At 71.5% G+C, this 21,471-nt stretch carries 15 protein-coding genes and 2 pseudogenes; 13 read left to right on the plus strand and 4 right to left on the minus strand.

All coding sequences use genetic code 11. The annotated features are described in order from the left end of the window. Positions 1 to 100: 100 nt before the first annotated feature. From leuS to holA, 9 genes and pseudogenes are all read left to right on the plus strand, one after another. Positions 101 to 2,980 carry a leucine--tRNA ligase gene (gene leuS / locus ABZ396_RS34640; protein ID WP_358916171.1) on the plus strand — a complete coding sequence of 960 codons (2,880 nt, stop codon included), beginning with the start codon at positions 101 to 103 and terminating at the stop codon, positions 2,978 to 2,980. Between the two features lie 152 nt (positions 2,981 to 3,132). Next, positions 3,133 to 3,861 carry a hypothetical protein gene (locus tag ABZ396_RS34645; protein WP_358916169.1) on the plus strand — a complete coding sequence of 243 codons (729 nt, stop codon included), beginning with the start codon at positions 3,133 to 3,135 and terminating at the stop codon, positions 3,859 to 3,861. Positions 3,862 to 3,933: 72 nt separating this feature from the next. After that, a complete protein-coding gene (locus tag ABZ396_RS34650; RefSeq protein WP_358916167.1) occupies positions 3,934 to 4,779 on the plus strand; it encodes a DegV family protein in 846 nt (281 codons plus the stop codon). 131 nt (positions 4,780 to 4,910) lie between these two features. Then, entirely contained in the window at positions 4,911 to 6,032 is a 1,122-nt protein-coding gene (locus tag ABZ396_RS34655; protein ID WP_358916165.1) for a ComEA family DNA-binding protein, read from the plus strand. Beyond that, positions 6,029 to 8,602: a ComEC/Rec2 family competence protein gene (locus ABZ396_RS34660; protein WP_358916163.1), complete on the plus strand. Its 2,574-nt coding sequence runs from the start codon at positions 6,029 to 6,031 to the stop codon at positions 8,600 to 8,602. Before ABZ396_RS34655 ends, ABZ396_RS34660 begins: the two co-directional genes overlap by 4 nt. Positions 8,603 to 8,615: 13 nt before the next feature. Beyond that, positions 8,616 to 9,461 carry an arylamine N-acetyltransferase gene (locus tag ABZ396_RS34665; protein WP_359186673.1) on the plus strand — a complete coding sequence of 282 codons (846 nt, stop codon included), beginning with the start codon at positions 8,616 to 8,618 and terminating at the stop codon, positions 9,459 to 9,461. Between the two features lie 53 nt (positions 9,462 to 9,514). Then, a pseudogene (locus tag ABZ396_RS34670) lies at positions 9,515 to 9,664 on the plus strand (YceI family protein); the annotation flags it as partial. Positions 9,665 to 9,732: 68 nt separating this feature from the next. Continuing rightward, positions 9,733 to 9,978: a hypothetical protein gene (locus ABZ396_RS34675; protein WP_358916162.1), complete on the plus strand. Its 246-nt coding sequence runs from the start codon at positions 9,733 to 9,735 to the stop codon at positions 9,976 to 9,978. 226 nt (positions 9,979 to 10,204) lie between these two features. Then, positions 10,205 to 11,194: a DNA polymerase III subunit delta gene (holA, locus tag ABZ396_RS34680; RefSeq protein WP_358916161.1), complete on the plus strand. Its 990-nt coding sequence runs from the start codon at positions 10,205 to 10,207 to the stop codon at positions 11,192 to 11,194. Positions 11,195 to 11,399: 205 nt separating this feature from the next. Here holA and rpsT read toward each other — a convergent pair whose 3' ends face one another. After that, complete coding sequence (gene rpsT / locus ABZ396_RS34685; RefSeq protein WP_358916160.1) at positions 11,400 to 11,666, minus strand: 30S ribosomal protein S20; 267 nt, start codon at positions 11,664 to 11,666, stop codon at positions 11,400 to 11,402. 221 nt (positions 11,667 to 11,887) lie between these two features. On the opposite strand from rpsT, the gene lepA reads away from it, so the two are divergent. Continuing rightward, positions 11,888 to 13,762 (plus strand): translation elongation factor 4, encoded by a 1,875-nt coding sequence (gene lepA / locus ABZ396_RS34690; protein ID WP_358916159.1) that lies wholly within the window; start codon positions 11,888 to 11,890, stop codon positions 13,760 to 13,762. Between the two features lie 278 nt (positions 13,763 to 14,040). Further along, positions 14,041 to 15,915, plus strand: coding sequence for an AMP-dependent synthetase/ligase (locus ABZ396_RS34695; protein ID WP_358916158.1), 1,875 nt, complete (start codon positions 14,041 to 14,043; stop codon positions 15,913 to 15,915). A 10-nt stretch (positions 15,916 to 15,925) separates the two neighbouring features. Here the strand turns inward: ABZ396_RS34695 and ABZ396_RS34700 are convergent, their stop codons facing one another. Together ABZ396_RS34700 and ABZ396_RS34705 are read right to left on the minus strand one after the other, a co-directional pair. Beyond that, entirely contained in the window at positions 15,926 to 16,522 is a 597-nt protein-coding gene (locus ABZ396_RS34700; protein WP_358916157.1) for a response regulator, read from the minus strand. Beyond that, a pseudogene (locus ABZ396_RS34705) lies at positions 16,519 to 16,874 on the minus strand (response regulator); the annotation flags it as partial. The pseudogene ABZ396_RS34705 and the gene ABZ396_RS34700, both read right to left, overlap by 4 nt. 406 nt (positions 16,875 to 17,280) lie before the next feature. On the opposite strand from ABZ396_RS34705, the gene ABZ396_RS34710 reads away from it, so the two are divergent. Continuing rightward, a complete protein-coding gene (locus ABZ396_RS34710) occupies positions 17,281 to 19,218 on the plus strand; it encodes a SpoIIE family protein phosphatase (RefSeq protein WP_358916156.1) in 1,938 nt (645 codons plus the stop codon). A 40-nt stretch (positions 19,219 to 19,258) separates the two neighbouring features. Beyond that, positions 19,259 to 20,491 (plus strand): radical SAM family heme chaperone HemW, encoded by a 1,233-nt coding sequence (gene hemW / locus ABZ396_RS34715; protein ID WP_358916155.1) that lies wholly within the window; start codon positions 19,259 to 19,261, stop codon positions 20,489 to 20,491. 143 nt (positions 20,492 to 20,634) lie between these two features. Here hemW and ABZ396_RS34720 read toward each other — a convergent pair whose 3' ends face one another. After that, positions 20,635 to 21,441, minus strand: coding sequence for a DUF3097 domain-containing protein (locus tag ABZ396_RS34720; RefSeq protein ID WP_358916154.1), 807 nt, complete (start codon positions 21,439 to 21,441; stop codon positions 20,635 to 20,637). Positions 21,442 to 21,471: the final 30 nt, after the last annotated feature.

Here is a 21,471-nt window from a genome sequence, read left to right on the forward strand (position 1 = left end):
AGGTCGGCATCGGCGCGGCGTCCCCTCCTGTGTGAGGGGATTTTTCGTTTCTAGAAAAGCACAGCCGCAGGCAGAGACGATCGATGGAGCTTTGAGGATCATGAGCGAGACGAACCCCGCTGCCGCCGCCACGTCGGCGGAGGCCGCGCCGCACCGCTACACGGCCGCTCTGGCGGCCGAGATCGAGGCACGCTGGCAGGACTTCTGGGATGCCCACGGCACCTACGCGGCGCCGAACCCCACGGGTGACCTGTCCGGCGACCCCGATCTGGTCGCCAGGCCCAAGAAGTTCATCATGGACATGTTCCCCTATCCGTCCGGGGCGGGACTGCACGTCGGCCACCCCTTGGGCTACATCGCCACCGACGTCTTCGCCCGCTTCCAGCGGATGAGCGGCCACAACGTCCTGCACACCCTGGGCTTCGACGCCTTCGGCCTGCCCGCCGAGCAGTACGCCGTGCAGACCGGCACGCACCCGCGGGTGTCCACCGAGGCCAACATCGAGAACATGAAGGCCCAGCTGCGCCGGCTGGGCCTCGGCCACGACAAGCGCCGGTCGTTCGCCACGATCGACCCGGACTACTACAAGTGGACCCAGTGGATCTTCCTGCAGATCTTCAACTCCTGGTACGACGAGGAGGCGAAGAAGGCCCGCCCGATCTCCGAGCTGATCGCCCAGTTCGCGTCCGGTGAGCGCGCCGTACCCGGCCACACGCGCGCGTGGAACGAGCTGACCGCAACCGAGCGCGGAGACGTCCTGGGCGAGTTCCGCCTGGCCTACGCCTCCGACGCGCCGGTCAACTGGTGCCCCGGGCTGGGCACCGTGCTGGCCAACGAGGAGGTCACCGCCGACGGGCGCTCCGAGCGCGGAAACTTCCCGGTCTTCAAGGCCAAGCTGCGCCAGTGGAACATGCGCATCACCGCCTACGCCGACCGGTTGCTGGACGACCTGAACGAGCTGGACTGGCCCGAGGCCATCAAGCTGCAGCAGCGCAACTGGATCGGTCGCAGCGAGGGCGCCCGCGTCGACTTCCCGATCGACGGCGAGAAGATCACCGTCTTCACCACGCGGCCTGACACCCTGTTCGGCGCGACCTACATGGTGCTGGCCCCCGAGCACCCGCTGGTCGACAAGTTCGTCCCGGCCGCCTGGCCCGAGGGCACCCACGACGTGTGGACCGGCGGCCACGCGACGCCGGCTGAGGCCGTGGCCGCGTACCGCGCGCAGGCCGGCGCCAAGTCCGAGGTGGAGCGGCAGGCCGAGGCCAAGGACAAGACCGGCGTCTTCACCGGCGCGTACGCGACCAACCCGGTCAACGGCGAGAAGGTCCCGGTCTTCGTCGCCGACTACGTGCTGATGGGCTACGGCACCGGCGCGATCATGGCCGTCCCGGCCGGCGACCAGCGCGACTTCGAGTTCGCGCGCGCCTTCGAGCTGCCGATCGTCTGCGTCGTCGAGCCGACCGACGGCCGCGGTACCGACACCTCGACGTGGGAGGACGCCTTCGCCTCGTACGACGCGAAGATCATCAACTCCTCCAATGACGACATCAAGCTGGACGGCCTGCCGGTCGCCGAGGCCAAGGCCCGTATCACCGAGTGGCTGGCCCGCAAGGGCGTCGGCGCGGGCACCGTCAACTTCCGGCTGCGTGACTGGCTGTTCAGCCGCCAGCGCTACTGGGGCGAGCCCTTCCCGATCGTCTACGACGAGGACGGCGTCGCCCACGCGCTGCCGGAGTCGATGCTGCCGCTGGAGCTGCCGGAGGTAGAGGACTACTCGCCGCGCACCTTCGACCCGGAGGACGCGGACACCCAGCCCGAGACGCCGCTGTCGCGCAACGAGGAATGGGTCAACGTCACCCTGGACCTGGGCGACGGAGCGAAGAAGTACCGCCGCGAGACCAACACCATGCCCAACTGGGCCGGTTCCTGCTGGTACGAGCTGCGCTACCTGGACCCGCACAACGACCAGCAGCTGGTCGACCCGGAGATCGAGCGGTACTGGATGGGCCCGCGTCAGGGCATGCCGCACGGCGGTGTCGACCTGTACGTCGGCGGCGCCGAGCACGCGGTGCTGCACCTGCTGTACGCCCGTTTCTGGTCGAAGGTCCTGTACGACCTGGGGCACGTCTCGTCCGCCGAGCCGTTCCACAAGCTGTTCAACCAGGGCATGATCCAGGCCTACGTCTACCGCGACGGCCGCGGCTTCCCGGTGCCCGCCGCCGAGGTGGAGGAGCAGGACGGCGCCTACTACTACCAGGGCGAGCAGGTCAGCCGGCTGCTGGGCAAGATGGGCAAGTCCCTGAAGAACGCGGTGACTCCGGACGAGATCTGCGCCGAGTACGGCGCCGACACGCTGCGCCTGTACGAGATGGCGATGGGCCCGCTGGACGTCTCCCGGCCGTGGGACACGCGCGCGGTGGTCGGCCAGTTCCGGCTGCTGCAGCGGCTGTGGCGCAACATCGTCGACGAGGCCACCGGTGAGGTCACCGTCACCGACGCCGAGCCGGACGAGGGGACGCTGCGCGCCCTGCACAAGGCGATCGACGGCGTCCGCCAGGACCTGGAGGGCCTGCGCTTCAACACGGCCATCGCCAAGGTCACCGAGCTGAACAACCACCTGACCAAGGCGGGCGGCGCGGTGCCGCGTACGGTCGCCGAGCCGCTGGTGCTGATGATCGCGCCGCTGGCCCCGCACGTCGCCGAGGAGCTGTGGCGCAAGCTGGGCCACACCGACTCGGTCGTGCATCAGGACTTCCCGGTCGCCGACCCGGACTACGTGGTGGACGAGACCGTGACCTGCGTCGTGCAGATCAAGGGCAAGGTCAAGGCCCGCCTGGAGGTGCCGCCGACGATCTCCGAGGAGGAGCTGGAGAAGACGGCGCTGGCCGACGAGAAGGTGGTCGCGGCGCTGGGCGGCGCGGATATCCGCAAGGTGATCGTCCGCGCGCCGAAACTGGTGAACATCGTCACGGCGTAACGGCCGCAGGCCGCCTCCGGGTGGTCCCCTACGGGCAGGTTCGGGGCTTTTCTGGAACTCCGGGCCTGCCCTTTGCGTTTACCGTTGAAGAGCGCGGCCACCCATGGCGTGCTCGGAAACGGTCGGGTGGTCGGGAGCGGAGGAGGAACACCGTGGAAGCAGTGATCGCCGTATTCGCAGTGTTCTTCCTGCTCTTCATCGCGGGCGGGGCGTACGTCACGTTCAAGGCGGTCGGCGCTGCCAAGCGCGGTGTGGACCGTACGATCACGCAGGCCCGGCGGACGGTCGAGGACCACACGCTGCGCGCCAGGTCCATGGTTCAGATCGGCCCGGCGGGCGAGATCGCGCAGCTGCGGCTCACCCTGCGCACCTCGATGCGGGCCACCCAGGACGCCCTGGACGCGGGCGTCGCCGAGGACGAGTCGCTGAAGGAGTCCGCCGGCCTCTTCCAGCGGCTCAGTGCACACGGGCACGAACTGGACGGCGAGCTCAGGCGCCTGGAATCCGAGCCGGACCGGGCCACGCTAGCCGCGCGGCTGCCCGAGCTGCGCCGGCGTACCGCGCGCATCACCGAGTCCGCGGACGCGTTGCGGTGGGCGGCGCGTGACCGGGCCCACCGGTTCGCCGACGACGATCTGGACACCTTGAGCACACAGATCGGAGTCGAGGCGGACGCCCTGCGGCACTGGACCCGACCTGCCTCAGCGGCCGAAACCCCGCCGTGGCCCGAGGCCGCCGCCGGTCAGGGCGACCGTCAGACGTGGCCCGAGGCACCCCGGTCCGCCCCCGACGAGGACCCGGTGCAGCCCGCGATCACCCCGCCCCGGTGGCGTCAGGCCTACCCCTGGCAGAAGAAGCCCCGGCCGGAGAGCACCACTTGACACGGCCGGTCCTGGTCGGGGCGCGCGGGGGCGGGCTGCCGCCCCTGGGCTACGCCAGGTAACCTCCGACTCATGTCCCGCCATGTCGCGATCGTCACCGATTCAACGGCCTACCTGCCGCCGCGGACGATGGAGCGCCACGGCATCACCGCGGTTCCCCTGACCGTGGTCCTCGGCGACCGGGCGCTCGAAGAGGGCACCGAGATCTCGACCCGTTCCCTGGCCCAGGCTCTGCAGAAGCGGCGCTCCGTCACCACCTCCCGGCCCAGCCCCGAGGTGTTCGCCGAAACGTACCGCAAGGTCGCCGAGGCCGGTGCCCCCGGCATCGTCTCGCTCCATCTGTCCGCCGAACTGTCGGGCACCTACGACGCGGCGGTCGTCGCGGCCCGCGAAGCATCGGTCCCGGTGCGGGTGGTGGACACCGGGATGGTGGCGATGGCGCTCGGTTTCTGCGCGCTCGCGGCGGCCGAGGCCGCTGAGGCGGGCGGCACCGCCGACGAGGCCGTCACGGCGGCGGAGAAGCGGGCCGCCGGCACCTCGGCGTACTTCTACGTGGACACCCTCGACTATCTGCGCCGCGGCGGCCGCATCGGCGCGGCCCAGGCCCTGCTGGGTTCCGCGCTCGCCGTGAAACCCCTGCTCCAGCTGGACGGCGGCCGGATCGAACTCCTGGAGAAGGTGCGGACGGCGTCCCGGGCCATCGCCCGCCTCGAGGAGCTCACCGCAGAGCGTGCGGGCGGTGCCGAAGTGGACATCGCCGTCCACCATCTCGCCGCCCCCGACCGGGCCTCGGCCCTCGCCGACCGGCTGCGGGCGCGGGTGCCCGGGCTGGCCGAGCTGCATGTGAGCGAGGTCGGTGCGGTCATCGGCGCGCACACCGGGCCCGGGCTGCTCGGGGCGGTCGTCTCACTGCGGTGACCTGTGGATCCGACGGTGGCAGCCCCATTGTTTTCACTCGTGTGGGTGGCGAAGTTATCCACAACTGGGTCGTGTTCCACGGAAATTGAGCAAGATCATCATGAATCGGCGGAAAGCTCCATCCTCGTCGCATGGCACTTCGATCACGCTCACACGAGACACATGCGACCAGTGGCCCGGGCCGGGGCCCCACCTCCGACGGCCGTACCCGGCACCGCCGGTTCCCGGTCCGGGTCCGCACCCGCCACCGCCCGGCCCCGGCGGACGAACTGCGCCGCCGGGCTGAACTCCTCTTCGGCGAACGGGGAGTCACCAGGCCGGAGCCGGGACACCATCCCCCGCACGCGGGGACGGTCACCGGCACCGGAGCGGCGGCCGGACTGACCGCCGCCACCTCCGGGGTGCGCGCCGCCGCGTCCGGGGTGCGTACCGCCGCGGCCGCACTGTCCACGGCGGCGGCCGTGATGTCCTCGGCCCGCGCGCTCGCCGGCGAGGCCACGGCCCCGCGCCAACCGGCGCTCCCCAAGCTGCGTGCCCGGGTCGGGCTCGCGGTGCGGGAGCGGATGCCGGTGTGGCTGCAGACCCGCTGCGGGCTGGAACGCCGGGGCGCGGTAGCCCTCGGGGTGGTCCTCGTCGTGGCCACGGCCCTGGCCGTGCAGCACTTCTGGACGGGCCGGGCCGAGTCGGTGAGCGCACCCGAGGTGGTGCGAGCCGAGGCGCCGTACGAGAAGAACGAGGAGAAGGTGCCGGCCGCGGGCACCGGTACCGCCGCGGCGCCCGCCGGTCCCGCCGGTCCTGCCGGTCCCGCCGGGCCTGGCGGCGAGATCGTCGTGGACGTCACCGGGAAGGTACGTGAGCCCGGGGTCCACACCCTGCCGGCCGGGTCCCGGGTGACCGACGCGCTGCGGGCGGCGGGCGGGGTGCGGCCCGGTACGCACACCGACGGACTCAACCGCGCCCGTTTCCTCGTGGACGGCGAACAGATCGTCGTCGGGGGTCCCGCCCCGCCGGCCGCCCCGGGGCAGGTCGCGGGTGGTGCCGCGACGGGAACGGGCCCGTCCGCCCCGGTATCCCTGAACACGGCGACCGTGGAGCAGCTCGACGCGCTGCCCGGCGTGGGCCCGGTACTGGCCCAGCACATCGTCGACTACCGGACCGAGCACGCCGGGTTCCGCTCGGTCGACGAACTCCGGCAGGTCAAGGGCATCGGCGACCGCCGCTTCTCCGACCTGCGGGATCTGGTACGGCCATGAGCCCCGCGACCGACGGAGCCCCGCCGGAATCCGTGACCGTGCGCCGGGCCGTGCACGCCGGCTCGGGCAAGCGGCTCGGAACCGCGCACCCCCGCCAGAACACGGCGGCCGACCTGCGGCTGGTGCCGCCCGCGCTGGCCGCCTGGGCGACGGCCGCGCTGACCCTGGACGCGCCGCCGGGGTGGACGGCCGGGACCGCCGTCGTCTGTCTGGTCGCCGGGCTGATCCTGCTGTGGCGGGGCCGGGCGGGCCGCCGGCCCGGGACGGTGACCGGCAACGCCCCGAATCCCCAGCCCACTTGGCGGAACGCCTCCGCCGGTGCCTTGCTCCTCTGTGTCGCCGGAGCCGCCGCCTCCGCGGGGCTGCACGGGGCGGATGTGCACCGGGGGCCGGTGCCCGGGCTGGCCCGCGCCTACGCGACCGTGACCGCGGAGGTGGAGCTCACGAGCGACCCGTGGGTCAGCAGGCCGCGCGTGCAGGGAGACCACGCCACTCCGGTAGCCGTGCTGATGCGCGGCGAGGTACGGCGGGTGGACAGCGGCGACGGGACGGCGGTGGCGACGCGGTCACCGGTGCTGGTGGCCGTCGACGCGGGGATGCGTGCGCCCGGTGGCGGCGGCCGCGCCAAGTGGCTCGGGCTGCTGCCCTCCACGCGGCTGCGGGTGAGCGGGCGGCTGGCGCCGGCGAGGGCCGGCGGGGACCGGACCGCGGCGATGCTGCGGGTGCGGGAGCGTCCCGCGCCGGTGGTGGTGGGCGAGCCCAGTGGGCCGCAGCGGCTGGCCGGGCGGTTGCGGGCCGGACTGCGGCAGGCGACCGACGGGCTGCCCGAGGACGCGCGGGCACTGCTGCCCGGACTGGTCGTCGGGGACACCTCGCGGATCACCCCCGAACTGGACGAGGCCTTCGAGGAGACCGACCTCACGCACACCCTCGCGGTCTCGGGCAGCAATCTCACCATCCTGCTCGCCCTGCTCATCGGACCGCCGGGACTGGCCCAGCAGGTCGAGCGGCGCGGCCTCGCCCCGCGCCTCGGGCTGTCGCTGCGCTCGACCGCGCTGGCCGCGTCGGCGCTCACCCTGGGATTCGTCGTCGTGTGCCGGCCGGACCCCAGCGTGCTGCGGGCCGCGGTCTGCGGGGCCGTCGCCCTGCTCGCCCTGGCGACCGGCCGCCGCAGGTCACTGATCCCGGCGCTGGCGACGGCGGTTCTGCTGCTGGTGCTGTACGACCCGTGGCTGGCACGCAGTTATGGCTTCCTGCTGTCCGTGCTGGCCACCGGGGCGCTGCTGGTGCTGGCGCCCGGGTGGAGCGAGGGGCTGCGGCGGCGCGGGGTGCCGGCGCGGCTGGCCGAGGGCCTGGGCGCCGCTGCCGCCGCGCAGGCGGTGTGCGCGCCGGTGGTCGCGGTGCTGTCGGCGCGGGTGAGTCTGGTGGCGGTGCCGTGCAATCTGCTGGCCGAGATCGCGGTCGCGCCGGCCACGGTGCTGGGCTTCGCGGCGCTCGCGGCGGCCCCGGTGGCGATGCCGTTGGCCAAGGCGCTGGCGTGGTGCGCGAGTTGGCCGGCCGGGTGGATCGCGGGGATCGCCCGGACCGGGGCCGCGTTGCCGGGCGCGGGCGTGGACTGGCCCGGGAGCTGGGCGGGGGCGCTGCTGCTGGCCGGGGCCACGGTGGTCGTCGTACCGCTGGGGCGGCGGTTGCTGCGGCATCCGTGGTGGTGCGGGGCGCTCGGGGTGCTGCTTGTGCTGCTGGTGGTACGGCCGGCGCCGCTGCCCCGGCTGATCACGGGCTGGCCGCCGCCCGGCTGGCGGCTGGCGATGTGCGACGTCGGGCAGGGCGATGCGACGGTGCTCGCGGCGGGCGCGGGCACGGGCGTGGTGGTGGACACCGGGCCCGATCCGACGCTGGTCGACCACTGTCTGCGGGAACTCGGCATCACCCGCGTCCCGCTCGTCGTCCTGACCCACTTCCACGCCGACCATGTCGCGGGGCTGCCGGGGGTGCTGCGCGGGCGGACGGTGGCGCAGATCGAGACGACCGGGTTCGAGGAACCGGTGGAACAGGCCGAGTTCGTACGGCGGGAGGCGGCCCAGCACCGGATCCCCGTCACGCGCGCGGTCGCGGGGGAGCGGCGCACGACCGGCGGGCTGGACTGGCAGGTGCTGTGGCCGCCCCCGGACCCGGCACCGGAACCGGACGGCCCGAACGACGCCAGTGTCGCCCTGATGGTCCGCTCGGCCGGACTGCGGATGCTGCTGCTCGGCGACCTCGAACCCCCGGCTCAGCAGGAGCTGTTGAGATCTCCGGTGGCCGCCGGGCTGGGCCGGGTGGACGTTCTGAAGGTGGCCCACCACGGGTCCGCGTACCAGGATCCGCAACTTTTACGGCTGCTGGCGCCCCGGGTGGCGCTCATCTCGTGCGGGGTGGACAACCCGTACGGGCACCCGGCGCCGGGTACGGTGGCTCGGCTTCGGGCCGCGGGGGCGGTGGTGCTGCGGACCGACCGGGACGGGGCGCTCGCGGTGACCGGCGGCCGTACGGGACGGGAGGCGGGGGAGTTGGCGGTGGCGCGAGACTGAGGGCATGAATTCGGTGAACCCCACGCAGGTCGACGCCTACCTCCACCGCCTCGGTGCCGCCCGCCCGGCCCGGCCCACCGCCGAGGCCCTGCGCGACCTGCATCTGCGGCATCTGCGAACCGTGCCGTTCGAGAACCTGTCGATCCACCTCGGCGAGGAGATCGTGCTGGAGGAGAAGCGGCTGCTGGACAAGGTGACGGGCGCGGGCCGGGGCGGGTTCTGCTACGAACTCAACGGCGCCTTCGCGGCGTTGCTGACCGCGCTGGGTTTCGAGGTGTCGCCGCTGGCGGGGCGGGTGTACGGGGATGAGGGGCGGCTCGGGATCCCGTACGACCATCTAGCGCTGCGCGTCGGGACGGTCGACGGGGGCGAGTGGCTCGCCGACGTAGGGTTCGGGGCGCACAGCCACTTCCCGCTGGCGTTCGGGGAGCGCGGTGAGCAGGCGGACCCGGGCGGCACCTTCCGCATCAGCGGGGCCGGGCCGGACGCAGCGGGGGTGCGGGGAGAAACGGGTACGGGGGCCGGGGATCTGGACGTGCTGCGCGACGGGAAGCCGCAGTACCGGCTGGAGGTCCGGCCACGGGTGCTCGGGGACTTCACGGCCGGGGCGTGGTGGCACAGCACCTCGCCGTCGTCGCACTTCACGCAGTCGCTGGTCTGTTCCCGGGTCACCGAGGAGGGCGGGCGGATCACGCTCAGCGGGCGGACTTTGACGGTGACGGCGGCGGACGGGGCGCGTGAGGTGCGGGAGTTGCTGCGGGACGAGGAGGTGCTCGGCGTCTACCGGGAGCGGTTCGGGATCGAGCTGGGCTGTGTGCCGACTGTGGGAGCTCCAGGAAACACCAGCCGGAATGGCTGATTCGGGCGTCACGGGAGTTTCTTTGGTAACGGATGGCGGCGAGGCGTACAGGCATCGCCGAGCAGGTCGAGCGGTCGGCCATGCACGTCGTGATCGACGCCGCCACCATCGACACGGGCGTGCGGATGCGCGAAGGCCATCTGCGGGCGCCGGACTTTCTGGACATGCGGCGCTTTCCGGCGCTGGAGTTCTGCAGCGAACGATCGTGCCCAACGGCTGAGCCGGTTGTTCCGGCTCGTTGCAGCGGGCGGCGGTGCCCGAGAATGGGGCCGTGAGCGATGTGAGACATGTGCTGGTGCTGCCGGACCGGGATGCGGCGGAGGAGGCCGCCGTGGCGGTCGGGGAGCGGTTCGGGATCGGTGAGGAACCGCGGCTGGTGCGGGACGCGCTGGCGGGGGAGGACGACGCCGAGGACGCACAGTGGCTGGTGCTGCTGAGGGACGAGGCGGGGCGGCTGGACCCGGCGGAGCTGGACGAGTTCGCGGGGGAGTGGGAGGGGTGGCGGGAGGAGCCGTAGGGAGTGCGGTGCGGTGCGGTGTAGTGCGGGTGGCCGGGGACGGGGGCAGTTACCCACGCTTGACGGATGCTGCTGCGCCCACCCGTCACCCGTCGGCGGCATGACCGCCCACGGCGGCCCGGCCGCACGACGGCCCGTGCCGCCCACGGCGGCATGACTGCCCGCGGCTGCGCACGCTGTCGGTAGCGCGGCTTCGTTGTCAGTGGGCCGTGGGATGCTTGGCGTGATGGCAAAGAAGACTGCTGATGACGATCCGCTCGCCCCGTTGACGCTTGCCGTGGGGCAGGAGGAGTTGCTGCTCGACCGCGCCGTGCAGCAGGTCGTGGCGGCCGCGCGGGCCGCCGACGCCGACACGGACGTGCGGGATCTGGCCCCGGACCAGTTGCAGCCCGGCACGCTCGCCGAGCTGACCAGCCCGTCGCTCTTCGCGGAGCGCAAGGTCGTGGTCGTACGCAATGCGCAGGATCTGTCCGCCGACACGATCAAGGACGTGAAGGCGTACCTCGGGGCGCCCGCCGAGGAGATCACGCTCGTGCTGCTGCACGCGGGCGGGGTCAAGGGCAAGGGGCTGCTGGACGCGGCGCGCAAGGCGGGGGCGCGGGAAGTCGCCTGTCCGAAGATGACCAAGCCGGCGGACCGGCTCGCGTTCGTGCGCAGCGAGTTCCGGGCGTTGGGACGCTCCGCCACGCCCGAGGCCTGCCAGGCGCTCGTCGACGCCATCGGCAGCGATCTGCGGGAGCTGGCCTCCGCCGTGACCCAGCTCGTCGCGGACATCGAGGGGACCATCGACGAGGCCGTCGTTGGGCGGTACTACACCGGGCGGGCCGAGGCGTCGAGCTTCACCGTCGCCGACCGGGCCGTGGAAGGGCGTACGGCGGAGGCGCTGGAGGCGTTGCGCTGGTCGCTGAGCACCGGGGTCGCCCCGGTGCTGATCACGAGTGCGCTCGCGCAGGGGGTGCGGGCGATCGGGAAGCTGTCGGGGGCGCGGGGCGGTCGGCCCGCCGATCTCGCGCGGGAACTCGGGATGCCGCCATGGAAGATCGACCGGGTACGGCAGCAGATGCGGGGCTGGACGCCCGACGGGGTGGCGGTGGCGCTGCGAGCCGTCGCCGAGGCGGACGCGGGGGTCAAGGGCGGCGGGGACGACCCCGGGTACGCCCTGGAGAAGGCCGTTGTGATCATCGCGCAGGCGGCACGGTCGCGCGGGCGGGGCTGACCGGGGCGGGGCACAGGGCCGGCGTGCTCGGGCGTACCGAAAGCCCCGGCGTCCGCCCTGGGGAAGGGCGACGTGCCGGGGCCTTGGGTTCAAGCTGTCGAGCCCGTTCCCGCGTGGCGAACGCAGGCCGCGAACAGGCTCTGGGGGCCGGTCGGGGGCGGATGAGAGAGGGCCCGCCCAGGTCCTTCCGGCGTCAAATCAAGTGTCAGCCCTGGAGGGACGCGACCTTGGAAGCGAGCGCCGACTTCTTGTTGGCGGCCTGGTTCTTGTGGATGACGCCCTTGGAGACGGCCTTGTCGAGCTGACGCGCGGCAGCGCGCTGGTACTCGGTGGCCTTCTCGACGTCACCCGCGGCAGCGGCCTCACGGGCCTTGCGGACCGCGGTCTTCAGGGAAGACTTGACGGCCTTGTTGCGTAGCCGAGCCTTCTCGTTGGTCTTGATCCGCTTGATCTGGGACTTGATGTTCGCCACGAATGAGCCTTTTCAGGTTCTGGTGCGGGGCCGTGAAGGTCCCGTACCGATGATTTCTTCAGGGTGTGCCTCGCGCTGAGAGGGCATGAGACACAGCTGCCCAGAGTAGCAGCGGGGCGGGGAACGGCCCAAACCGGTCCCCGGTCCCTCGCCATGGGACCATGGAGACTACGTATCGATCCGACCCGAGGCATAAGGCGCCTCAAGAGACAGGACCCTGCGTGCCCGCGACCCCTAACAATGTGCCCGAGCCGAGCCGTACCGACCCGGCTCTGATCCGCAATTTCTGCATCATCGCGCACATCGACCACGGCAAGTCCACGCTCGCCGACCGGATGCTCCAGCTGACCGGTGTGGTCGAGCAGCGGCAGATGCGTGCTCAGTACCTCGACCGGATGGACATCGAGCGCGAACGCGGCATCACGATCAAGTCCCAGGCGGTGCGTCTGCCCTGGGCCCCCACCGAGGGCCCCGACCAGGGCAGCACGCACATCCTGAACATGATCGACACCCCGGGGCACGTCGACTTCACCTACGAGGTCTCGCGGTCGCTGGCGGCCTGCGAGGGGACCATCCTCCTCGTCGACGCCGCCCAGGGCATCGAGGCGCAGACCCTCGCCAACCTCTACCTGGCGATGGAGAACGACCTGACGATCATCCCCGTGCTCAACAAGATCGACCTGCCGGCCGCGCAGCCGGAGAAGTTCGCCGCGGAACTGGCGAACCTGGTGGGCTGCGAGCCGGACGACGTGCTGCGGGTCTCCGCCAAGACCGGCGTCGGCGTCGACGCGCTGCTGAACAAGGTCGTCAAGGAGATCCCGGCACCGGTCGGGACCGTCGACGCGCCCGCCCGCGCCATGATCTTCGACTCGGTCTACGACTCCTACCGCGGTGTCGTCACCTACGTGCGTGTCATCGACGGCCAGCTCAACAGGCGCGAGCGCATCAAGATGATGTCGACCGGCGCCACCCACGAGCTGCTGGAGATCGGTACGAACTCGCCCGAGATGCTGGGCGCCGACGGCCTCGGCGTCGGCGAGGTGGGCTATCTCATCACCGGTGTGAAGGACGTCCGGCAGTCCAAGGTCGGTGACACCGTCACCAGCCAGCACAAGGGCGCCACCGAGGCCCTCGGCGGGTACAAGGACCCGAAGCCGATGGTCTTCTCCGGGCTCTATCCGCTGGACGGCTCCGACTATCCCGAGCTGCGTGAGGCTCTCGACAAGCTGCAGCTCAACGACGCGGCTCTCGTCTACGAGCCGGAGACCTCCGCCGCCCTCGGCTTCGGCTTCCGTGTCGGCTTCCTCGGCCTGCTGCACCTGGACGTGATCCGGGAGCGGCTGGAGCGCGAGTTCGGGCTCGACCTGATCGCGACGGCCCCGAACGTGGTCTACCGCGTCGTCATGGAGGACGGCAGCGAGCACACGGTCACCAACCCGAGCGAGTTCCCCGAGGGGAAGATCGGCGAGGTGTACGAGCCGGTCGTGCGCGCCACCATCCTGGCGCCGAGTGAGTTCATCGGCTCGATCATGGAGCTGTGCCAGACCCGGCGCGGCACCCTGCTCGGCATGGACTACCTGTCCGAGGACCGCGTCGAGATCCGGTACACGCTGCCGCTCGCGGAGATCGTCTTCGACTTCTTCGACCAGTTGAAGTCGAAGACGCGTGGTTACGCGTCGCTGGACTACGAACCGACCGGCGAGCAGACGTCCAGCCTGGTCAAGGTCGACATCCTGCTGCACGGCGACAAGGTCGACGCCTTCTCGGCGATCACGCACAAGGACGCGGCGTACGCGTACGGGGTGCGCCTGGTCGCCAAGCTGCGCGAGCTCATCCCCAGGCAGGCCTTCGAGGTGCCGATCCAGGCCGCCATCGGTTCCCGGGTGATCGCCCGTGAGACCATCCGCGCCATCCGCAAGGACGTCCTCGCCAAGTGCTACGGCGGCGACATCTCCCGTAAGCGCAAGCTGCTGGAGAAGCAGAAGGAAGGCAAGAAGCGGATGAAGATGGTGGGTTCCGTGGAGGTTCCGCAGGAAGCCTTCATCGCCGTTCTCAGTAGCGATGACAGCGCGGGATCGGCCAAGAGCAAGAAGTAACCGCGGGTAACAATCGGTCGTGGCCGCAAAACGGGTGCAACAGGGGTCCGTCGTACGAAAGTGCGGTGGGCCCCTACGCGTGCGTAGTGTCGCTCTGCGTGGAACATGCGGGGAAACAGACAGGCCGAAGCCTCTTACGTACGGGCCGGTCGCGGCTTACTCTGATCCCTGCTCGATAGTTACTCGCGAGTTAAACAAGTAGTGCGAACCCCATCGCACCGTGAGTGAACCCAGCCGCACTGAGCCAGCCGCACCGTCGCGGGCCCCCGGAGGATGTCGTGAGCGACACGCAGACACTGATCGAGAACCGTCCGCCGTCCGTGGCGGCCCTCTTCCTGGAGCGCGTGGCGGCCACACCGGACGCCGAGGCCTACCGGTACCCGGTGGCCGCCGCCTCCGGTCAGGGCCCGGACGAGTGGAAGTCGCTGAGCTGGGCGCAGGCGGCCGAGCAGGTCTACGCGATCGCGGCCGGTCTCATCGAGCTCGGCATCCAGCCCGAGCAGCGGGTCGCCCTCGCCGCCTCCACCCGCGTCGAGTGGATCCTCACCGACCTCGGCATCCTGTGCGCCGGTGCGGCCACCACGACCGTGTATCCGCAGACCAACGCCGAGGAGTCGGCGTTCATCCTCTCCGACTCCGGCAGCCGGGTACTGATCGCGGAGGACGCGGCACAGCTCGCCAAGGCCGTCGAAAAGCGCGCCGAGCTGCCGGAGCTCACCCAGGTCGTCGTCATCGACCCGGCCGGCGTGGAGACGGGCGACTGGGTCATCACCCTCGCCGAGCTGGAGGAGCGCGGCGCCAAGTACCTGGAGAAGCACCCCGAGCTGATCAAGGAGCGGGTCGGCGCGATCACCAAGGACCAGCTCGCCACGCTCATCTACACCTCCGGCACCACCGGCCGTCCCAAGGGCGTACGGCTGCCGCAGGACAACTGGTCGTACATGGCGAAGGCGATCGCCGCGACCGGGCTGATCAGCGCCGACGACGTGCAGTACCTCTGGCTGCCGCTCGCCCATGTCTTCGGCAAGGTGCTCACCTCCGGGCAGATCGAGGTCGGCCATGTCACCGCCGTCGACGGCCGCGTCGACAAGATCATCGAGAATCTGCCGGTCGTGCAGCCGACGTACATGGCCGCCGTGCCGCGCATCTTCGAGAAGGTCTACAACGGCGTCGCCGCGAAGGCCCGCGCGGGCGGCGCGGCCAAGTTCAAGATCTTCCAGTGGGCGGCCGACGTCGCCCGCGAATACGCCAAGGTCACCCAGGACAACTTCCGCCGTACCGGCGCCGCCACCGTGCCCTTCGGGCTCGCCGCCAAGCACAAGGTCGCCGACGGGCTCGTCTACTCCAAGCTGCGGGAAGCCTTCGGCGGGCGGCTGCGGGCCTGTGTCTCCGGGTCCGCCGCGCTGGCACCCGAGATCGGCTACTTCTTCGCCGGCGCCGGTGTGCACATTCTTGAGGGCTACGGTCTGACGGAGTCCTCCGCCGCGTCCTTCGTGAACCCCGGCGAGGCCTACCGCACCGGTACGGTCGGCAAGCCGCTGCCCGGCTGCGAGGTGCGCATCGCCGACGACGGGGAGATCCTGCTGCGCGGCCCCGGCATCATGGAGGGCTACCACGGGCTGCCCGAGAAGACCGCGGAGGTCCTCGAAGCCGACAGGTGGTTCCACACCGGTGACATCGGTGAGCTGTCCCCCGACGGCTATCTGCGGATCACCGACCGCAAGAAGGACCTCATCAAGACGTCCGGCGGCAAGTACATCGCGCCCGCCGAGGTCGAGGGACAGTTCAAGGCGGTCTGTCCGTACGTCTCCAACATCCTCGTCCACGGTGCCGACCGGAACTTCTGCACGGCCCTGATCACCCTCGACGAGGCCCCGATCCTGGAATGGGCCAAGGAGAACGGCCTGGACGGCAAGTCCTACGCCGAGGTGGTGGCCGCGCCGGCGACCGTCGAGTTGGTCGACGGCTACGTCAAGCAGCTCAACGAAGGGCTGCAGCGCTGGCAGACCATCAAGAAGTTCCGGCTGCTGCCCCGGGATCTGGACGTGGAGCACGGGGAGATCACGCCGAGTCTGAAGCTGAAGAGGCCGGTCGTGGAGCGGGAGTACAAGCACCTGATCGACGAGATGTACGCGGGGGCGCGCGAGGCGTAGGGGTTCGTCGTCAGGAGCCGGCGCGCGGGGGCTGGTCGTGCAGTTCCCCGCGCCCCTTCGGCCGGATCAGCTGCCGTAGCTCACTGACTTCGGCCCGCAACGCCGCCGCGTCCAGAGGTCTGTCTCCCGACAAGTGGTCCTCCAGGACCGCCAGTCGCTTGCTCAACTCGCCGAAAACCGCCTGTTCTCGCGTCAGCAGAGCCTGCAACTGCTGGTTCTTTCTGTGCAGCTCCAAAAACACGTTGACCTTCGCCCGCAGCACCCACGGATCGAACGGTTTCGTCAGGTAGTCCGCCGCGCCCGTCGCATAACCGCGGAACGCGTATCCCGCGTCCTCATCCGCTCCCGTCAGGAAGATGATCGGGACGTCCTTGGTCTGGTCGAGACGCTTGATGTTCGCGGCTGTCTCGAAGCCGTCCATCCCCGGCATGCGGATGTCGAGGAGGACCACGGCGAAACGGCGGCGCAGCAGGGCCTTCATCGCCTCCTCGCCGGAACGCGCGCGTACTATCGGCTCGTTCAGCGATCCCAGAACGGCCTCCAGCGCGACCAGGTTGTCCTCCATGTCGTCGACCAGGAGGATGCCGGCACGCTCGTCAGCGATCATCGCCCCGTCCGTTCCTTGCCGGCGTTCTCGTCGCCCTCCGAGTCATCGGGATCCAGGAGGGCGCAGACGACGGTGAGCAGCCGGTCGACGTCCACCGGTTTGGGTACGTAGTCGTTGGCGCCGCGCGCCATGGACTTCTCCCGGTCGCCCGGCCTCGCCTTCGCCGTCAACGCGACGACCGGCAGGCCGGTCCAGCGAGGGCGCGGCGGATGGCAGCGATGGTCACGTAGCCGTCCATCTCCGGCATCATGATGTCCATCAGGACCAGTTCGACGTCCGGGTTGCGTTCGAGGGTCTCGATGCCCCGGCCGTTCTCCGCGTACAGCACGGGCATGCCGACGCGGCCCAGGAGTGACGCGGGACGTCCAGGCGCCCTGGCCGGGGCTGGCCGACAGCCGTTCGTCGAGGCGCCCGTGGCGCACCAGCTCCCGTTTCACGCGTTGCGCCTCGGTGTTGCAGTGAACGCTGCGGTCCATGATCTGGTTGAAGACCGCGGTGAGTTCCGCGACGATCCCCTCCCCGGCCTCCGGCACCTTGGTGAAGTCGCCGTCGCGGGCGGCGGTCATGGCGGCGAGCAGCGGGCGCAGTTCGGATGCTCGGAGTTGTTCCGGTTTCTGTTCGTCTTCGAGCACACGCGTAGCACTGTTCTCACTCATGGCGGCCCACTTCGGTAACTCGGTGCTTATGGGCGCGGCCAGTCTGTCACTCTGTCCGCATCGATCGGTATGTATTCGTCCGAACTGCTCGGGGAGCTGGACATGGGGGCCATACCCACGCAACGGGAGACCGTCTCCCAGGTCCATGAGGCGCCTGCGCACGACGAGGCGCCCGCGCACGAGAGCGCGGGCGCGTACGAGAGCGCGGGCGCGTACGAGAGCGCGGGCGCGTACGCGCAGGGGCGCGCGACCCTGCCCGGCAGCCCCCTCGCGCCCGGTTCCGCCCGTGTGCTGGTGCGCGCCTTCCTCGACGAGTGGACCGACCGCGGCCTGCTGGACCCGGGGCAGCGGGTCGCCGAGGACGCCATGGTCGTCGTCAGCGAACTCGTCACCAACGCCGTCGTGCACGCCGGCACGGACGTCGAGGTCGACTGGTGGCTGGAGGCGCGGGAGGAGGCGGCGTTCGTCGTCGAGGTCACCGACCACCATCCCTCCCGCGCCCCGCGCGACCACCCGGGCGAGACACCGTACGAGACCCCGGAGTACGGGCGCGGGCTGCGCCTGGTCGCCTCGCTCGCCGAGTCCTGGGGGGTCACCTACCGGATCGGCGCGAAGACGGTGTGGGCGCGTCTGACCGGTCACGGCGGCACGCTCCCCGACGAGCAGGAGCTGAAGGTGGCCGAGATCCTCGCGCCCGAGCCGCAGCGCACCGACCAGGACCGGGACTGGCTCGACAGAGGCGCGCTGTCCTTCCTCGCCGAGGCCTCCGACCTGCTCGCCGGGCAGCTCGACGAGAACCTGGTGGCCGCGCTCGCCGGCCAGCTGATCGTGCCGCGGCTCGCCGACTGGTGCGCGGTGTGGCTGGAGGACGAGGCAACCGGGCGGGCCGGCGGCTGGGGTGACGCGAGCGGCGCGGGCGGGCCGCGGCTGGCCCGGGTCTGGCACGGCAGCGAGAACCGCATCGAGGAACTGCGCCGCGCCCTGGAGAAGGACCCGCCCTGCGCGAAGGACGGCTTACGGTCCGGGCCCGAGGCGTATCCCTGGCCCGGCGAGACGCTCGGCCCGCAGGGCGCCCACGGCTCGGCGCTCGCCTACCGGCTGATCGCGGGCGGCCGCCCGCTGGGCACGCTCGTGATCGGACGCTCCGGCCCGGCCGGTTTCCCCGACGAGATCACCGGCCTGGTCGAGGACTTCGGCCGCCGGGTCGCCCTCGCCATCGGCGCGGCCCGCCAGTACGCCCGCCAGGCCACCATCAGCGCCGTGCTCCAGCGCGGGCTGCTGCCCGGCGCGGTCGCCGAGATCCCGGGCGTGCGCAGCGCCCTGGTCTACGAGCCCCGCGACAAGGGCGGCCCCAGCGGTGACTTCTACGATCTCTTCCCGGCCGGTGACGGCCGCTGGTGCTTCGCCGTCGGCGACGTCCAGGGCAAGGGCCCCGAGGCCGCCGTCGTCATCGGCCTGGCCCGGCCCTGGCTGCGCCTGCTCGCCCGTGAGGGGTACCGGGTCGCCGACGTCCTCGACCGGCTCAACCAGCTCCTCCTCGACGACGCCACCGAGGCCGCCGACGCCGCCGCCCGCGCCCTGGTCGCCGCCGGCGGCCGTACGGTGCCGCCCGGCGACGGCCCGCAGACCCGTTTCCTCTCCCTCCTGTACGGCGAACTCACCCCCATCGAAGGGGGCGGCGTCCGCTGCACCCTCGCCTCCGCCGGGCATCCGCTGCCGCTGCTCCTGGGCCCCGAAGGCGAGGTCCAGACCGCCGCCCGGCCGCAGACGCTGCTCGGGGTCGTGGAGGACGAGACGTACACCAGCGAGACCATCGAGCTCGGGCCCGGCGACAGCCTGCTGTGTGTGACCGACGGGGTCACCGAGCGCCGGTCCGGGTCCCGGCAGTTCGACGACGGCGACGGGCTCGCGCGGGCGCTCTCGGGCTGCGCGGGCCTGAGCGCGGAGCTGATCGCCGAGCGCATCAGACGGCTCGTCCACGAGTTCGGCGGCGGGCAGCCGGAGGACGATCTGGCGCTGCTGGTCCTCCAGGCGGAGTGACCGGCGTCGTACGGGACAGTCGTACGGGACAATGGAGGACATGCCTTCCGCACTTCCCGACGGCGAGCCGGTCCCCGACGACGGCGCGCTCCCGGCGCACGCGCTGGCCGGTGCCGCCGACCGCCCCCTCGGTTTCTACCTGCACGTCCCCTACTGCGCGACCCGCTGCGGCTACTGCGACTTCAACACCTACACGGCGACCGAGCTGCGCGGCACCGGCGGTGTCCTCGCCTCCCGCGACAACTACGCGGACACGCTGACCGACGAGATCAGGCTGGCGCGGAAGGTCCTCGGCGACGACCCGCGCGAGGTCCGCACGGTGTTCGTGGGCGGGGGTACACCGACGCTGCTGGCCGCCGCTGACCTCGTACGGATGCTGAGCGCGATCCGCGACGAGTTCGGTCTCGCCGCCGACGCGGAGGTCACGACGGAGGCGAACCCGGAGTCCGTCGACCCCGCGTATCTGGCGGCCCTGCGTGAGGGCGGCTTCAACCGGGTCTCCTTCGGTATGCAGAGCGCACGGCAGCATGTGCTGCGTGTCCTGGACCGCACGCACACCCCCGGCCGCCCCGAGGCGTGCGTCGCGGAGGCCCGCGCGGCCGGCTTCGACCACGTCAACCTCGATCTGATCTACGGCACACCGGGCGAGTCAGACGACGACTGGCGTGCCTCCCTGGACGCGGCGGTCGGGGCCGGCCCCGACCATGTGTCGGCGTACGCGCTGATCGTCGAGGAGGGCACGCAGCTCGCCCGCCGGATCCGCAGGGGCGAGGTCCCGATGACCGACGACGACGTCCACGCGGACCGCTATCTGATCGCCGAGGAGATGCTGTCCGCGGCGGGCTTCGACTGGTACGAGGTGTCCAACTGGGCCACCTCGGAGACCGCCCGCTGCCTCCACAACGAGCTGTACTGGCGGGGCGCCGACTGGTGGGGTGCGGGACCGGGGGCGCACGCGCACGTGGGCGGGGTGCGCTGGTGGAACGTCAGGCATCCGGGGGCGTACGCGGCGGCGCTGGCGTCGGGACGGTCGCCGGGGGCCGGGCGTGAGGTCCTGACGGACGAGGACCGCCGGGTGGAGCGGATCCTGCTGGAGCTGCGGCTGCGGGAGGGCGTGCCGCTGTCGCTGCTGAAGGAGCAGGGGCTCGCGGCCTCGCGGCGGGCGCTGGGGGAGGGATTGCTGGAGACCGGTCCGTACGAGGAGGGGCGGGCCGTGCTGACGCTGCGGGGGCGGTTGCTGGCCGACGCGGTGGTGCGGGACCTGGTGGACTGAGGTGCGGGTGGGCCGGAGCTGAGGCAGGGGTGTCGCTCACCGGCGTCGGCAGGGGCCTGCTGCGCCCACGCGCGCCGCCGCAGCGGCTCGACTGCCCGCAGCTCGTCTGTGCCGCCCCAGCCGCATGAGTGCCCGCAGCACGTCTACGGAGCCGTGACGAAATCGATCAGTTCTTCCACTCGGCCCAGCAGCTCCGGCTCCAGGTCCTTGTAGGACCCGACCCGTGCCAGGATCGCCTGCCACACCGCGCCCGTGTTGTCCGAGGGCCAGCCCAGGGCCCGGCACACGCCCGTCTTCCAGTCCTGGCCGTGCGGGACGCGCGGCCATGCCTCGATGCCCACGGCGGCCGGCTTCACCGCCTCCCAGATGTCGATGTACGGGTGGCCGACCACCAGGGCGTGTTCGCTCGTGACCGCCTGGGCGATGCCCCACTCCTTCGTGCCCGGGATCAAATGGTCCACCAGGACGCCCAGGCGGGCGTCCGGGCCCGGTGCGAAATCGGCCACGATCGACGGCAGGTCGTCCACGCCCTCCAGGTACTCCACGACCACGCCCTCGACGCGCAGATCGTCGCCCCAGACCTTTTCGACCAGTTCCGCGTCGTGACGGCCCTCGACGTAGATACGGCCCGCTCGGGCCACGCGCGCGCGTGCGCCGGGGACGGCGACCGAGCCGGAGGCGGTGCGGGTGGGGCGTACGGGGGCGGCCGGCGCGGGGCGTACCAGGGTGACCACCCGGCCCTCCAGGAGGAAGCCCCGCGGCTCCAGCGGGAAGACGCGGTGTTTGCCGAAGCGGTCCTCCAGCGTCACCGTGCCCGCCTCGCAGCGGATCACCGCGCCGCAGAAGCCCGTGCCTGGTTCCTCGACCACCAGGCCGGTTTCGGCGGCTACCTCCGGTACCGGCTTCGGCTTCTTCCACGGTGGAGTCAGGTCGGCGGAGTACTGGCGCATTCGGATGACGATAGGAGAACCGGAGGCGGC

It is taken from the genome of Streptomyces sp. NPDC005866 (genome assembly GCF_040629895.1).
Classification (GTDB): Bacteria; Actinomycetota; Actinomycetes; order Streptomycetales; family Streptomycetaceae; genus Streptomyces.

Bases quoted from the DNA above. Each gene is read 5' to 3' on its own strand.
- leuS (WP_358916171.1), top strand. From the start codon at position 101: ATGAGCGAGACGAACCCCGCTGCCGCCGCCACGTCGGCGGAGGCCGCG.
- ABZ396_RS34650 (WP_358916167.1), top strand. From the start codon at position 3,934: ATGTCCCGCCATGTCGCGATCGTCACCGATTCAACGGCCTACCTGCCG.
- ABZ396_RS34655 (WP_358916165.1), top strand. From the start codon at position 4,911: ATGGCACTTCGATCACGCTCACACGAGACACATGCGACCAGTGGCCCG.
- ABZ396_RS34660 (WP_358916163.1), top strand. From the start codon at position 6,029: ATGAGCCCCGCGACCGACGGAGCCCCGCCGGAATCCGTGACCGTGCGC.
- holA (WP_358916161.1), top strand. From the start codon at position 10,205: ATGGCAAAGAAGACTGCTGATGACGATCCGCTCGCCCCGTTGACGCTT.
- ABZ396_RS34700 (WP_358916157.1), bottom strand. From the start codon at position 16,522: ATGATCGCTGACGAGCGTGCCGGCATCCTCCTGGTCGACGACATGGAG.
- ABZ396_RS34710 (WP_358916156.1), top strand. From the start codon at position 17,281: ATGGGGGCCATACCCACGCAACGGGAGACCGTCTCCCAGGTCCATGAG.
- hemW (WP_358916155.1), top strand. From the start codon at position 19,259: ATGCCTTCCGCACTTCCCGACGGCGAGCCGGTCCCCGACGACGGCGCG.
- ABZ396_RS34720 (WP_358916154.1), bottom strand. From the start codon at position 21,441: ATGCGCCAGTACTCCGCCGACCTGACTCCACCGTGGAAGAAGCCGAAG.